The 13,040-nt window shown below is 60.3% G+C and carries 14 protein-coding genes; 6 read left to right on the forward strand and 8 right to left on the reverse strand.

Features of this window, described 5'->3' with window-relative positions:
- Positions 1-71 precede the first annotated feature (71 nt).
- Positions 72-998, forward strand: coding sequence for a transaldolase (tal, locus tag KW846_RS04400; RefSeq protein ID WP_102698722.1), 927 nt, complete (start codon positions 72-74; stop codon positions 996-998).
- A gap of 223 nt (positions 999-1,221) precedes the next feature.
- Here the strand turns inward: tal and rssC are convergent, their stop codons facing one another.
- The 3 genes from rssC to KW846_RS04415 all read right to left on the reverse strand — a co-directional run bounded on the left by rssC (position 1,222) and on the right by KW846_RS04415 (position 3,965).
- On the reverse strand, positions 1,222-1,704 hold the full coding sequence (rssC, locus tag KW846_RS04405) for an anti-sigma factor antagonist RssC (protein ID WP_007978612.1): 483 nt from the start codon (positions 1,702-1,704) through the stop codon (positions 1,222-1,224).
- Complete coding sequence (gene rssB / locus KW846_RS04410) at positions 1,704-2,885, reverse strand: two-component system response regulator RssB (RefSeq protein WP_033048238.1); 1,182 nt, start codon at positions 2,883-2,885, stop codon at positions 1,704-1,706. Before rssB ends, rssC begins: the two co-directional genes overlap by 1 nt.
- Before the next feature lie 390 nt (positions 2,886-3,275).
- Positions 3,276-3,965 carry a VacJ family lipoprotein gene (locus KW846_RS04415; protein ID WP_218481463.1) on the reverse strand — a complete coding sequence of 230 codons (690 nt, stop codon included), beginning with the start codon at positions 3,963-3,965 and terminating at the stop codon, positions 3,276-3,278.
- A gap of 201 nt (positions 3,966-4,166) precedes the next feature.
- On the opposite strand from KW846_RS04415, the gene KW846_RS04420 reads away from it, so the two are divergent.
- Together KW846_RS04420 and KW846_RS04425 are read left to right on the forward strand one after the other, a co-directional pair.
- A complete protein-coding gene (locus KW846_RS04420; protein ID WP_116582091.1) occupies positions 4,167-4,787 on the forward strand; it encodes an HAD family phosphatase in 621 nt (206 codons plus the stop codon).
- 109 nt (positions 4,788-4,896) lie between these two features.
- On the forward strand, positions 4,897-5,160 hold the full coding sequence (locus KW846_RS04425) for a DUF4404 family protein (RefSeq protein ID WP_218481464.1): 264 nt from the start codon (positions 4,897-4,899) through the stop codon (positions 5,158-5,160).
- Positions 5,161-5,211: 51 nt separating this feature from the next.
- Here the strand turns inward: KW846_RS04425 and queF are convergent, their stop codons facing one another.
- Together queF and KW846_RS04435 are read right to left on the reverse strand one after the other, a co-directional pair.
- On the reverse strand, positions 5,212-6,042 hold the full coding sequence (gene queF, locus KW846_RS04430) for an NADPH-dependent 7-cyano-7-deazaguanine reductase QueF (RefSeq protein WP_116582092.1): 831 nt from the start codon (positions 6,040-6,042) through the stop codon (positions 5,212-5,214).
- A gap of 61 nt (positions 6,043-6,103) precedes the next feature.
- Positions 6,104-6,640: a plastocyanin/azurin family copper-binding protein gene (locus tag KW846_RS04435; RefSeq protein WP_218481465.1), complete on the reverse strand. Its 537-nt coding sequence runs from the start codon at positions 6,638-6,640 to the stop codon at positions 6,104-6,106.
- Positions 6,641-6,795: 155 nt separating this feature from the next.
- Between KW846_RS04435 and KW846_RS04440 the strand changes: the two genes are divergently transcribed.
- Positions 6,796-7,476, forward strand: a complete 681-nt coding sequence (locus tag KW846_RS04440; protein ID WP_218474966.1) for a heavy metal response regulator transcription factor — start codon at positions 6,796-6,798, stop codon at positions 7,474-7,476.
- Positions 7,476-8,831, forward strand: a complete 1,356-nt coding sequence (locus KW846_RS04445) for a heavy metal sensor histidine kinase (RefSeq protein WP_218481466.1) — start codon at positions 7,476-7,478, stop codon at positions 8,829-8,831. The genes KW846_RS04440 and KW846_RS04445 overlap by 1 nt, the downstream gene beginning before the upstream one ends.
- A 283-nt stretch (positions 8,832-9,114) precedes the next feature.
- On the opposite strand, the gene KW846_RS04450 is transcribed toward KW846_RS04445, so the two are convergent.
- The 3 genes from KW846_RS04450 to KW846_RS04460 form a co-directional block, all read right to left on the reverse strand.
- Complete coding sequence (locus KW846_RS04450; protein WP_116582096.1) at positions 9,115-10,359, reverse strand: lipoprotein-releasing ABC transporter permease subunit; 1,245 nt, start codon at positions 10,357-10,359, stop codon at positions 9,115-9,117.
- A 63-nt stretch (positions 10,360-10,422) separates the two neighbouring features.
- Positions 10,423-11,106, reverse strand: coding sequence for a lipoprotein-releasing ABC transporter ATP-binding protein LolD (gene lolD, locus KW846_RS04455; RefSeq protein WP_167399534.1), 684 nt, complete (start codon positions 11,104-11,106; stop codon positions 10,423-10,425).
- Positions 11,107-11,113: 7 nt separating this feature from the next.
- Entirely contained in the window at positions 11,114-12,364 is a 1,251-nt protein-coding gene (locus tag KW846_RS04460; protein ID WP_007972108.1) for a lipoprotein-releasing ABC transporter permease subunit, read from the reverse strand.
- A gap of 94 nt (positions 12,365-12,458) precedes the next feature.
- Between KW846_RS04460 and KW846_RS04465 the strand changes: the two genes are divergently transcribed.
- Positions 12,459-13,040 (forward strand): PilZ domain-containing protein, encoded by a 582-nt coding sequence (locus KW846_RS04465; RefSeq protein ID WP_095965249.1) that lies wholly within the window; start codon positions 12,459-12,461, stop codon positions 13,038-13,040.

The raw sequence follows: 13,040 nt of genomic DNA on the forward strand, positions 1-13,040 counted from the left end.
ACACGTACACGCCCTTGAGTGGCTGTCAGCGCTCGGGTAATGTCATCAGACCCATAGGACAGAGCACGCCCATGACTTCCAAGCTGGAACAACTCAAACAAATGACCACCGTGGTTGCCGACACCGGCGACTTCGAAGCGATCGCTCGCGTTAAACCGGTGGACGCGACCACCAACCCTTCCCTGCTGCTCAAGGCCGCGGCCATTCCTGCGTATGCCGAGCTGCTGAACGCCAGCGTCAACGACTGCAAGGGCGATGTGGGCCTGGCCAGCGACCGTTTCGGCGTGGCCGTGGGTCAGGAAATCCTGAAAGTGATCCCGGGCCGCATTTCCACCGAAGTGGATGCGCGCCTGTCGTTCGATAGCGATGCCATGTTGAAGCGCGCCCATCGCCTGATCGAGCTGTACGACAAGGCCGGCATTGGCCGCGACCGCGTACTGATCAAGATCGCCTCCACCTGGGAAGGCATCCGCGCCGCCGAGATCCTGGAAAAGGAAGGCATCCAGACCAACCTGACCCTGCTGTTCTCCTTCGCCCAGGCAGCCGCCTGTGCCGATGCCGGTGTGTTCCTGATTTCGCCGTTCGTGGGCCGTATCTACGACTGGTACAAGAAAGCCAACGGCAACGATTACACCGGTGCGGATGATCCGGGCGTGCAGTCGGTGACGCGCATCTACAACTACTACAAGGCCAATGACTACAAGACCGTGGTCATGGGGGCGAGCTTCCGCAATCTGGGCCAGATCGAGCAACTGGCCGGTTGCGACCGCCTGACCATCAGCCCGGACCTGATCGACAAGCTGGCAGCGGATACCGGCAAGCTGGAACGCAAACTGGCGCCAGGCCATGCCGGCGAAGCGCGCCTGAGCCTCAACGAATCGCAGTTCCGCTGGTTGTCCAACGAAGATGCGATGGCGACCGAGAAGCTGGCTGAAGGTATTCGTCAGTTCGCGCGGGATCAGGAGAAGCTTGAGGCGTTGTTGCAAGCCAAGCTGTGATCGGAGCGGGTGTCATGCAAAAAGGGCGAACCCTCACGGGTTCGCCCTTTTTTATAGTGCGTTACTTTGTGGCAGATGATGATGTGTGGCGAGGGAGCTTGCTCCCGTTGGACTGCGCAGCAGGCCCATTTGGTGGGGCCGCTTCGCTGCCCAGCGGGACGGTGCGGCGATCCGACAAGCCCCCTCACCACAGGTCAACAGTGTTCTCAAGAATTACAGGAAATCAGTGCCGCTCCAGCGCATTCACCAGGTCATGGAAGGCTTCACGATTGGTGTCGTTCAGGCCCATGAGGATCTTGTGCGCTTCGAGCACCTTGATCCGCACCACCTCTTCGGACTGATCCTGGTCTGGCAGATCGTCCAGGCATTCCGGGCAGGGCACCGGCTTGTCGACGATGTTGAAGACCTGCTCGAAGCCCATGGACTGCAGCAGCCGCGTGATGTCTTCGTGGGTGGTGACGACGGTCGGCAGCAGTCCGACTTTCTGCCGCGACAGAATCGACAGCTTGGCCAGAAGGCCAAGCGTGGTGCTGTCGATGCTGCGAGTTTCGGTCAGATCGATCACGATCGCGTTGAAATTCAACGCGCTGAAGATCCGCTCAATAGTCGCATCCAACGCCGAACACAGGGTCAGGCGAACTTCACCGACGAACTTCAGGACGAAAGTGCCGTCCTGCTCGGCGAACTGGATTCTACCGGTACTCATCAAAGATTCCTGCTCAACACCAACAGGGCGATATCATCCGGCATCTCCCCTAGCGTGGCCAATCCAAAAACCTGCCGCAGCCCATCCAGGGTGCCGCCCGCCGCCTTGACCCTTTGGGGCAACGCCGCTTCTTTTTCTTTGAGTGTGGGTTCTGGCAAAAGGTCCAGAATGCCATCAGACATCAGCGTCAGGCTGAACGTCGGCGGCAACTCCAGCACGTGGTCTTCATAGGTGGCTTCGTTGAAGAGGCCCACCGGCAGGCCACGCCCTTCCAGATAACGAACACTGTCTGGCGTGTACAACACTGGCAACGGCAAATGACCGCCGATGCTATAGGTCAACAAACCGGTCTCCTCGTCGATGACTCCACCGACCATTGTGACGTGTTTACCCAGCTTACAACTGATCAGGCCCCGGTTGATATGACCAAGAACCTCTGAAGGCTTGAATTCCGGCAAGGTGCCGCTGCGCTTGGATTCGAACAGCAAGCGCGTGGTCATGAACTTCAACAGCACGGTGACGAAGGCTGAAGAGGCGCCATGACCGGAAACGTCCGCCAGGTAAAACGCTACCCGACGCTCGTCGACGCGAAAGTAGTCGACGAAATCACCCGACAGGTACAGCGACGGGATGATCTGGTGAGCAAATTTGAACTCGTTGATGGTCCACGGGCTGACCGGCAGCATGTTCATCTGCACCTGGCGACCGGCGTTCTGGTCTTCCTGGAGCAGGTTCAGGCTGGCTTCGAGCTCGCGGTTGGCCTTCTCCAGCTTCTCGCGGTAGCGCTGGTTCTCCAGCAGCAGGCGCGCGCGATCCAGGGCCCGGCGCACAGAGTGCTCGAGCACGGCCAGATCTTCGAGAGGCTTGATCAGGTAGTCCGCCGCGCCCAGGCGCAGGGCCTCGACCGCGTCGTTCATCACGCCGGCACCCGACACCACGATCACCGGTGTTTGCGGCGACAGCTCGGTGACCTGGCGGATGAGTTCGAGTCCGCCCATCTGCGGCATGCGCAGATCGCAGATGACCAAGTCGGGCTTGTCTTGCTCGAATACCTGAAGACCCTGCTGGCCATTGCTGGCCTGCAAGACGCTGAAACCACTGTCTTCCAAATAGGCGGCGAGGCTCGCGCGCACTACTTCGTCATCATCGATTATCAGCAGCGTGGCACTGGTTTTTGGCATGTGGGCAAACGGCGCCAGAATTAGGTTGGCGTAGCAGGCGGGGATTTTGACCCGGCACTCACTACTGGATTCGCTTTCTAGCCTCTCTGTCGCACCGCTTTCGGGCATTTGCCCTACACACGTGTACACCAGAGGTGCCCTTCTAAGGCGCAGACGGTACTCCCATCCGCGGGGCGTTTCAAGCTCACGCCGATGGTCGCTTGACGTCTTTGTTTGTCAAATCACCGAGAGTTATAAGAACAGTCAAATCCGTAACCCAATGGAAGGTTCAAACCCACGAGTGAAACCAGTCGAGACTACAGTGAATAGCGCGATTTCATCTGCACGCGAGTCTTCGCAAACAAAAAAGGCGACCTTGATGGCCGCCCTTTTTCGGTTTACCGGTCGAAATCAGAAATCGTCTTCGACCTGACCGTCTTTCACCTTGAATTCCCGGTTCTGCAAGTACGCATTACGGATGAAGGTGTATTTGTCCCCAGTGATCAGCTTCTCGCTCGACAGCAGGTTGGCACGGGTATCGATGATGTCCAGGGCGAAGAACGAGTTACGCACAGGAACGTCGTTTACGTAGCGATAGGCGCCCGTGTAGCTGTCGACGTACTTGGACGGTGCATCGCGCAAGGTGCTTGGGCCCAGCAGCGGCAGCATCACGTAAGGGCCGCTGCCGACACCCCAGTAACCCAGCGTCTGGCCGAAATCTTCGTCATTGCGCTGCAGGCCCATTTTGGTGCCGACATCAATCACGCCCAGCAAGCCGAAGGTGGTGTTGAAAATGATGCGTGCGGTATCAACGCCGGCGGCACGGGGCTTGGCCTGCAGGATATCGTTGGCGAGGTTTCGCACATCGCCGATGTTCCGGAAGAAGTTGTGAACGCCGTCCTCGACAAACTGCGGAGTTATGTACTGGTAGCCCTGGGCCAAGGGCTTGAGCGCGTAGGTGTCGATCACGTCGTTGAACTGGTAGATCGGGCGGTTGACGCTTTCCCAAGGATCATCTTCCGAGGCTGCCTGGGCAGCGAACGGAACCAGCATCACACTGGCGCATACACAAATCCTGGCTAGATGATTGCTCCAGCGCATAGAAAAAAACTCCTTGGTTTGTACCGGCTCGGGCGCCTGGCCCGGGCAATAAGTGGGCAAGTATAAGACGTAAACGCCGTTTAAGGCACTTTGCGCGCATCCCGCGCCGAAGGAATCATGCCAAATGTGAGCGATTCACATCCATGTCACTCAACTGTCACCCTTGCCCGCTAACCTTCAGGCTATTTCAGGGACGTCCACATGCCGCTCGCCGAAGCCTTGCCCCAAACCGCACCCCGCCTGACCGCCGTCCTCTTCGGCCTCAGTGGCTGCCTGGTGGATTTCGGCGCGCACACCCATCGCCACGGCAGCCATTCGGCCGAGCACGCAGAGTCCACACCCGGCGCACTGGACAGTCTGCTCAGTTTGCAGCGCCAGCAAATCCCCTGTGCCTGGCTCGATGAACTGCCCCCGGAGCTCAGCCAGCCCCTGGCGGCTGCGCTGTCTGAATGGATCAAACCAACGCAATATCCTGTAACAATTCGCCCATGGCCCGCCCCGGATGCCTGCTGGCAAGCCCTGATGACCCTGAACGTTGATCGACTCGACGGCTGTGTACTGGTGAGTGGTGAACCCCGTCTGCTGCAAGCGGGGCTTAATGCCGGGCTGTGGACCATCGGCCTGGCGTCCTGCGGTTCGCTGTGCGGGTTGACTCCCCGGCAATGGCAAGCGTTGACCCAGCAGGAGCGCGACATCAAACGCGGCAAGGCCACGATGCAATTGTTCGGCCTGGGCGTGCATTCGGTGATCGATCACCTCGGTGAACTCGACACCTGCCTGGCAGACATCCAGTTGCGCCGGTTCAAAGGCGAAAAGCCCTGATCGAGATCATGCAGGTTAGACAGGAGTGGATTAATCTAAAGGTCAGCCATAGACCTTTGGCGGACCGCTGCGGTCTATGCCAGTGCCAATCGAGAGAAGGAAGAACGCCATGCCTGCCCGCGAACTGCAAGAACAGCTCAATGCCCTGCGCGAGCAATTGGAACAGAATCCTCCATTGTCTGAAGCACAACGCGCCGAGTTACACGATCTGATGCAACAGATCGAACTTGAGCTTGAGCTCGAAACCAAGACCAAAGATTCCAGTATCGCCGACAACGTCAACCTCGCCGTCGAACGCTTCGAACTTGAACACCCGACCCTTGCCGGGACCCTGCGCAACATCGGGCAGGCCTTGGTCAATATGGGAATTTGAACCAGACAATGCCTTTGTAGGAGCGAGCTTGCTCGCTCCTACAGGGTTTCGTTACTGACGGACCAGGCGATGGTTCGGCAGTTGCACCGCTTCAGTGCTGCGGTACGGGTTGATATCCAGCCCGCCACGACGCACATAACGCGCGTACACCGTCAGTTTCTCCGGTTTCAGCAACCGCTGCAGGTCAAGGAAGATCCGCTCCACGCACTGCTCATGGAAGTCCGAATGCTGACGGAAGCTGACGATGTACTCGAGCAGACTCGCGTGATCCAGCGCCGCACCACGGTACTCCACCGCCACGCTGCCCCAGTCCGGCTGGCTGGTGACCGGGCAGTTGGACTTGAGCAAATGGCTGTGCACGCTCTCCTCGACCATGCGCGAATCATCGCAACGCAGCAGTTCCGGCCGTGGATGCTCGTAGTTGCTGACGCTGATATCCAGTTCATCGATGCACACGCCCGGCAAGGCCACGACGCCTTCGCGCTCGACATCCTTGAGACTGCGAATGCGCACCCCCACCGGCTTGCCGGCAGCCGCCGACAAGTCCTTGGCCAGCGTCGCCTCGAGGCTCGCAGTGTCGGCAAACGGCGTCTGGTTCAGGGAGTTGAGGTAGAGCTTGAACGATTTCGACTCGATGATGTTCGGCGAGTCCGCCGGAATGCTGAATTCGCCGATCGCCACCACCGGCTTGCCCGACGGCAGCAGCCAGGACAGTTCGAAGCAGTTCCAGAAGTCCACGCCTTTGTACGGCAGGGTTTCAGCCGTCAGGCCCAGCTCCGCCCACTTCGCGGTGCGCGGGATCGGGAACAGCAGGGACGGCGTGTAGGTGGCGATGTATTCGCTGGACTTGCCCAGCGGCGAGTGTTCGGCTGCGGGATGCATGGCGGAAACCTGACTGAAGAATCAGCGGATTCTATCAGCCTTTGCTCTCGCCTTTGAGTGCTTACTGACTGACAGTCAGTTTGCCGACCATGCCGGCTTGATAATGACCGGGGATGTTGCAGGCAAACTCAAGGCCGGTGGCCTCACTGAAGGTCCAGGTCAGCTCGGCGGTCTTGCCCGGCTCCACCAGCACGCTGTTGGGGTCGTCGTGCTTCATGCCGTGATCCATTTTGCCGTGATCCATGCCGGCCATGCTGCCGTGGTCCATGGCCTTCATGCCTGTTGGCGTCAGCATGCCGCCCTGTTGCATCTGCAACATTTCCTGCTGGTGCCTGGCGTGCATCGCCGCATCCCCCAGATTGAACTCATGCAGTAACTGGCCCTTATTGACCAGTACGAAGCGCACGGTTTCCCCGGCCTTGATGTCGATGGCCTTCGGCGTGAAGGACATGTCCCCCATGACCAGTTCGACACTGCGAGTCGCATTGGCCGCCGGAGCCGGCTGGCCGAAATCGTAGGCATGCCCGCCAGCCGCCCACACCGGTGAGCTCAGCGCCAGCAAACAGAGGATTTGCGCCAGGGATTTGCGTGAAAACATCGTCGTACTCCAACAAGATAAGGCTAAGCATGAGGAAAACTCTAAACTGCTGCCACTGCCCGTAACCTGACAGCCGGATTACAACTTTGTCAGGTTGACCTGAATGAACGCTGCCCACGGTATAAAGCGTTCGTTCCATTTGCCATGAGTCGCCCATGAAACTGCTGATTGTCGAAGACCAACCAAAGACCGGCCACTACCTGCGTCAGGGTCTGGCCGAGGCCGGGTTCAACACGGAACTGGTGGCCGATGGCAACACCGGCCAGCAACTGGCCCTCACTGGCGAGTATGCCCTGCTGATTCTCGATGTGATGCTGCCCGGCCGCGATGGCTGGCAGATCCTGCAAGCCGTGCGCAGCGCCGGCCTGGATACGCCGGTACTTTTTCTGACAGCGCGTGACGCCGTGGAGGACAGGGTTCACGGCCTCGAACTGGGCGCCGATGACTATCTGGTCAAGCCGTTTGCTTTTTCCGAACTGCTGGCCCGGGTCCGCAGCCTGTTGCGTCGCGGTAGCGCCACGCCTCAAGAGACCAGCCTGCAACTGGCCGATTTGCGCCTGGACCTGATCCGGCGCCGGGTCGAACGCAGCGGCCAGCGGATCGACCTGACCGCCAAGGAGTTCGCCCTGCTGGAAATGCTCCTGCGCCGCCAGGGCGAAGTCCTGCCCAAGTCGCTGATTGCGTCCCAGGTCTGGGACATGAATTTCGACAGCGACACCAATGTCATCGAGGTGGCGATCCGCCGCCTGCGCCTGAAGATCGACGACGAATTCCCCAACAAGCTGATCCACACCGTGCGAGGCATGGGCTACGTGCTTGAAGAGCGCCCCGCCTGATGCGTCGTCTCTCCTTGAGCAGCCGCCTGGCGCTGTTGTTTGCCGCCTGCACCGCCGTGGTGTCGTTGTTCGCCGGGGTGCTGTTCAGCCGCGCCAGTGAGGCGCACTTTGTTGAGCTCGACCAGCAATTGCTGGACGCCAAGCTGATGGGCTTGCGTCGGGCCCTAAACGACTTCCAATCGAGTGACAGCGAAGTGAAGCTGACGGAGGAACTGAGCCGGCAAGCTGATCTGTCACTGCGCATCACCGGCAGCGACGGTCAGCGCCGGTATGACAGCTCGGCAAACCTTCCGCAGCTGTTGCCGCGCCAGCCCGGATTGTCGACGGTGAGCCATGAAGGCACGGATTACCGCGTGCTGAATGCGCCGCTTGTTGCGGACAAACCCGACTCACCGCAACTGACCCTGCTGCTGGACATCACCCACCACCAGCACTTTCTGCAACGCATGCAGCATCTGATCTGGCTGACCGTCGGCCTGTCGGCCCTGGCCACCGCACTGCTGGGGGCCTGGGCGGCGCGCAGCGGCTTGCGCCCGTTGCGACGCATCAGTGCGGTAGCCAGCGGTGTTTCCGCGCAATCGCTGAACATGCGGTTGCCAGAAGAAAACATGCCACCGGAACTGACGGACATGGCCCACAACTTCAATGCCATGCTCGGACGCCTCGACGACTCTTTTCAGCGCCTGTCCGCGTTCTCTGCCGACATCGCCCATGAATTGCGAACGCCCTTGTCGAACCTGCTGACCCACACCCAGGTCACCCTCACCCGCCCCCGCCCCATCGAGGACTACCGCGAAGCCTTGCACAGTAACCTCGAAGAACTGCAATGGATGGCGCAACTGGTCAACGACATGCTGTATCTGGCCAAGGCGGACCATGGCCTGTTGATGCCCAAGCGCGAGCCATTGGAGCTGGGGCAGGAAGCGGATCTGTTGCTGGAGTTTTTTGCGCCGCTGGCAGAGGACGCCCGGATCACGCTCACCCGCGAAGGGCTTGGCCGCATGGAGGGTGACCGCAGCATGTTGCGACGGGCGCTGTCCAATCTGCTGGACAATGCATTGCGGTTCACGCCGGCCGAGGGCGAAGTCCGGGTGCGGATTGTCGAGCAGCCCAAGGGGTTGAGCCTGACGGTCGAGAACAGCGGCGAAGGCATTGACGGGTCGTTGCTGCCGCGTTTGTTTGATCGCTTCTACCGGGCCGATCCAGCGCGGCAGGAAGGCAGCAGTGAGCATGCCGGGTTGGGCCTGGCGATTACCCAGTCGATCATCCGCGCCCACGGCGGGCAGATTCGTTGCGAATCGAATGATGGATGGACCAGGTTTGTAATCGAATTACCAAGGGAAAGCGCCCTGTAGGAGCTGCCGAAGGCTGAGATCTTCTGATTTTGCCCTTGAAAAGATCAAAAGATCGCAGCCTTCGGCAGCTCCTACGGGGTGTGGGTCATGAATAGCGCAACGAGCCGCACGCCACGCCAAACCCTGCACAGCGGCAGATTCGTTGCGAATGGACCAGGTTTTTGATCGAGTTACCAAGAGAAAACACCCTGTAGGAGCTGCCGCAGGCTGCGATTTTTTGATTTTGTTTTTAAAAAGCAAGATCAAAAAATCGCAGCCTGCGGCAGCTCCTACAGGGTGTGTATTACGAATAGCGCAACGCGTGAGCCGGTTCGATCTTCGCCGCACGCCATGCCGGGTAAACGGTGGCGAGGAAACTCAATACAAACCCGGCAGAGCAGATCAGCACAACATCCCCGCCTTGCAGCTCGGACGGCAGGTTGCTGACGAAATACACGTCCGAACTGAAGATGTGCTGCCCGCTGACCCGCTCGATCCAGCCCACGATCTGGCTGACGTTCAGCGCGGCAATCACGCCCAGCACACCGCCAATCAAGGTGCCGACAATACCGATCACCGTGCCCTGCACCATGAAGATCGCCATGATCTGCCGTGGCGTGGCACCGATGGTGCGCAGGATCGCGATGTCCGCGCCCTTGTCGTTCACCACCATGATCAGGGTCGCGATGATGTTGAACGCCGCCACCGCGACGATCATCAGCAACAGCAGGCCGATCATGGTTTTTTCCATCTTCATCGCACTGAACAGGCTGCCCTGGGTGTGGGTCCAGTCGTCAGCCTTGTAGGCGGCGCCCAGCCCCGTGGCGATGTCGCTCGACACTTGCGGCGCGGCGTACAGGTCCTTCACCGCCAGGCGCACGCTCTGCACCTGATCCGGTTCCCAGTGCTGCATCTGCGCGGCATCGGCCATGTGGATCAGGGCCATGGTGCCATCCAGCTCGGCACCGACCTTGAACACACCGACCACATTCAGCCGTTGCATACGCGGGGTGATGCCGCCCGGCGCATTGCTGACTTCCGGCACGATCAGGGTGATCTTGTCGCCGACGTTCAAGCGGAAGCGCCGCGCCGTGATCTCGCCGATCACCACGCCGAATTCGCCCGGCTTCAGGGCCTCGAGACTGCCCTGGACGATATGCTTGGCGACAATCGACACCTGGCCTTCCAGCGCCGGGTCGACACCGCTGACCTGGATGGGCTGCATCGTACCCTTGTAGGACAGCATGCCTTCCATCTCGGTGAACGGCACCGCCGCCGTCACTTCCGGGTTTTTCATCGCCGCCGCTGCCACGGGCTTCCAGTCGTCAATCGGGTTGACGCCGACGATGGTGGCATGCGGCACCATGCCGAGGATGCGCGAGCTCATTTCGCGCTGGAAGCCGTTCATCACCGACAACACCACGATCATGGCGAGCACGCCCAGGGCGAGGCCTATCATCGAGGTCATCGAGATGAAGGAAACAAAGCGATTACGACGCTTGGCGCGGGTATAGCGCGTGCCGATAAAGATCGATAACGGTCTGAACATTCGCTGGGGCACCGTATAAAAATAAAAGACCCGACGCCTTTCCAGGCATCGGGTTGCAGCCAATCAGATGGGCGTGAGGCAACCTTCCTGCAGGTGCAGGACGCGGTCCATCTGGCGGGCCAGGTTCATGTCGTGGGTCACCACCAGGAACGCCGTGCGCATCGAGGTGCTGAGTTCCAGCATCAAGTCCTGAATGCCCTGGGCGGTGTGGGCGTCGAGGTTGCCGGTCGGCTCGTCGAGCATCACCAGGCCTGGTGTGTTGACCAGGGCGCGGGCGATGGCCACGCGCTGGCGCTCACCACCGGACAATTCGGCCGGTTTGTGTTCCAGCCGGTGGCCCAGCCCTACCCGCTCCAGCAGCGCCGTGGCACGCTGACGCGCTTGCGGGATCGCGGTCTTGCCGATCAGCAGCGGCATGCAGACGTTTTCCAGTGCGGTGAATTCCGGCAGCAGGTGGTGGAACTGGTACACGAAGCCCAGGGCTCGGTTACGCAGCAGGCCGCGTTTCTTCTCGCTCAGCGCCGACAGCTCTTCGCCATCGAGCCAGACGCTGCCCTTGGTCGGCGTATCGAGGCCGCCCAACAGGTTGAGCAAGGTACTTTTGCCCGAGCCCGACTTGCCGACAATCGCCACACGCTCGCCCGGATGCATTTCCAGTTGCAGCCCGGCCAGGACCTCTACCGACTCCGGACCTTCCTCGTAGGATTTGCCCAGGTTGCGGCAGCTCAAGATTGCTTTATCACTCATGCCCGACTCACTCATAACGTAGCGCCTCCGCAGGCTGGGTGCGCGCGGCACGCCAGGCTGGATACAGGGTGGCGAGGAAACTCAGGATCAACGCGGCGGCGCAGACCATGACAACGTCCTGGCTCTGCACTTGCGACGGCAGGTAATCGATGAAGTACACGTCGGCGTTGAGGAATTTGTGGCCGATCAGGCCTTCGAGGGCCGAGATCGCGGCACTGACATTCAGCGCGGCGAAGATCCCGACCACGGCGCCAATGGCCGTGCCGACCACGCCAATGACCGTGCCCTGCACCATGAAGGTGCGCATGATCGTGCCCGGCGTGGCGCCCAGTGTGCGCAGGATCGCGATGTCGCCCTTCTTGTCGTTCACCACCATCACCAGCGTGGAAATGATGTTGAACGCCGCGACGGCAACGATCAGCAGCAGCAACAGGCCGATCATGGCTTTTTCCATGCGGATCGCCTGATACAGGTTGCCGTGGGTGCGGGTCCAGTCGCGGGCGTAGAAGCGGTCTTCGCCGAGATCGCGGGCGATGCTCCACGCGGTGCGCGGCGCCTGGAACAGGTCGTCGAACTTCAGGCGCAGGCCCTGGACCTGATCCGGTTTCCAGCGATGCAGCCGGGCCAGATCCTGCAGATTGGTGACGCCGAGGTAGCCATCGAGCTCACCGGCGCCGACATGGAAAATGCCGACCACGGTAAAGCGCTTCATGCGCGGGAACATCCCGGCCGGGGTCACGGTGACCTCCGGCGCGACGAAGGTCAGCTTGTCGCCGATGACCGCACCGAGCTTGGCTGCGGCCTTGTCGCCGATGACGATGCCGAACTCGCCCGGCACCAAATCGTCGAGTTTGCCCTGGGTCATGAAGTGATCGATGATCGACACCTGGCGCTCTTGCGCCGGGTCGATGGCATTGAGCAGGACCTTCGAGACCTTGCCGTTATTGGTCAGCAACCCCTGCATTTGCGTAAACGGCGCCACGGCCGTCACTTGCGGGTTCTGCCTGACCTTGGCCGCCAGGCTTTGCCAATCACTGATCGGCTCGCCGGACTCGATGGTCGCGTGGGGCACCATGCCCAGCACGCGGGTGCGCATCTCATGATCGAAGCCGTTCATCACCGACAGCACCACGATCATCACGACCACGCCAAGGGCGAGCCCGATCATCGAAGTCAGGGAAATGAATGACACAAAATGATTGCGACGCTTTGCACGGGTGTAACGCGTGCCGATAAATACGAAGAGAGGTCTGAACATGTCGGGGCTTGTTCGGAGGGAAAAGGAACGTCCTTGTGGCGGGGGTCGATAACCAGCTTTACACTCAGACCACCGCCGCTACCATGGGTTCGCCATGTCGACATTAGATGAAGAAGATCGCCGCGAATACTACCGTATCGAGGATACGATCGCACTGGAAATTCGGCCCCTGTCCGCTTCTGAAGCCGCAGGCCAGGAAGTGTTGCAGGATGCTTCCCCACTCTTCAACTTGCTCAGCGAACTGCACCTCAGTGAATTCGAGTCGCAGCACCTGTTGCGCCAGATCAATGAGCGCGACCGCAACATTGCGGCATTCTTGAAATCACAGAACAAACGCATCGATCTGCTGAGCCAGGTGATCGCCATCACCGTGCTCGGGCAGATTGGCGAACCACAGCCGGTGATCATCTCCGAAGGCGGCATCGACTTTCAGCACCCATCGCCCATCGCCGCCGGCGCACACCTGTCGGTCAAGCTGGTGCTGATGCCGCAAGCCCTGGGCCTGCTGCTGCGCGCCCGCGTCACCCATTGCGACCGAAAGGGCGATGGCTATGACGTCGGCACCGAGTTCGAACACCTGACCGACGCCCAGCGCCAACTGTTGGCCCGCCACATCTTGCAGAAGCAGGCCCAGGAACGACGCCTGGCCCGCGAACAACTCGAATCAGGCAATTAA

Source organism: Pseudomonas sp. PDM32, assembly GCF_019219225.1.
Lineage (GTDB): Bacteria > Pseudomonadota > Gammaproteobacteria > Pseudomonadales > Pseudomonadaceae > Aquipseudomonas > Aquipseudomonas laurylsulfatiphila.

Excerpts from the sequence above, each read along its gene's own strand:
- KW846_RS04435 (WP_218481465.1), bottom strand. The coding sequence starts at position 6,640 with ATGTTTTCACGCAAATCCCTGGCGCAAATCCTCTGTTTGCTGGCGCTG.
- KW846_RS04460 (WP_007972108.1), bottom strand. The coding sequence starts at position 12,364 with ATGTTCAGACCTCTCTTCGTATTTATCGGCACGCGTTACACCCGTGCA.
- queF (WP_116582092.1), bottom strand. The coding sequence starts at position 6,042 with ATGCATCCCGCAGCCGAACACTCGCCGCTGGGCAAGTCCAGCGAATAC.
- KW846_RS04445 (WP_218481466.1), top strand. The coding sequence starts at position 7,476 with ATGCGTCGTCTCTCCTTGAGCAGCCGCCTGGCGCTGTTGTTTGCCGCC.
- KW846_RS04425 (WP_218481464.1), top strand. The coding sequence starts at position 4,897 with ATGCCTGCCCGCGAACTGCAAGAACAGCTCAATGCCCTGCGCGAGCAA.
- tal (WP_102698722.1), top strand. The coding sequence starts at position 72 with ATGACTTCCAAGCTGGAACAACTCAAACAAATGACCACCGTGGTTGCC.
- rssB (WP_033048238.1), bottom strand. The coding sequence starts at position 2,885 with ATGCCAAAAACCAGTGCCACGCTGCTGATAATCGATGATGACGAAGTA.
- KW846_RS04450 (WP_116582096.1), bottom strand. The coding sequence starts at position 10,359 with ATGTTCAGACCGTTATCGATCTTTATCGGCACGCGCTATACCCGCGCC.
- rssC (WP_007978612.1), bottom strand. The coding sequence starts at position 1,704 with ATGAGTACCGGTAGAATCCAGTTCGCCGAGCAGGACGGCACTTTCGTC.
- KW846_RS04465 (WP_095965249.1), top strand. The coding sequence starts at position 12,459 with ATGTCGACATTAGATGAAGAAGATCGCCGCGAATACTACCGTATCGAG.
- lolD (WP_167399534.1), bottom strand. The coding sequence starts at position 11,106 with ATGAGTGATAAAGCAATCTTGAGCTGCCGCAACCTGGGCAAATCCTAC.
- KW846_RS04440 (WP_218474966.1), top strand. The coding sequence starts at position 6,796 with ATGAAACTGCTGATTGTCGAAGACCAACCAAAGACCGGCCACTACCTG.
- KW846_RS04415 (WP_218481463.1), bottom strand. The coding sequence starts at position 3,965 with ATGCGCTGGAGCAATCATCTAGCCAGGATTTGTGTATGCGCCAGTGTG.
- KW846_RS04420 (WP_116582091.1), top strand. The coding sequence starts at position 4,167 with ATGCCGCTCGCCGAAGCCTTGCCCCAAACCGCACCCCGCCTGACCGCC.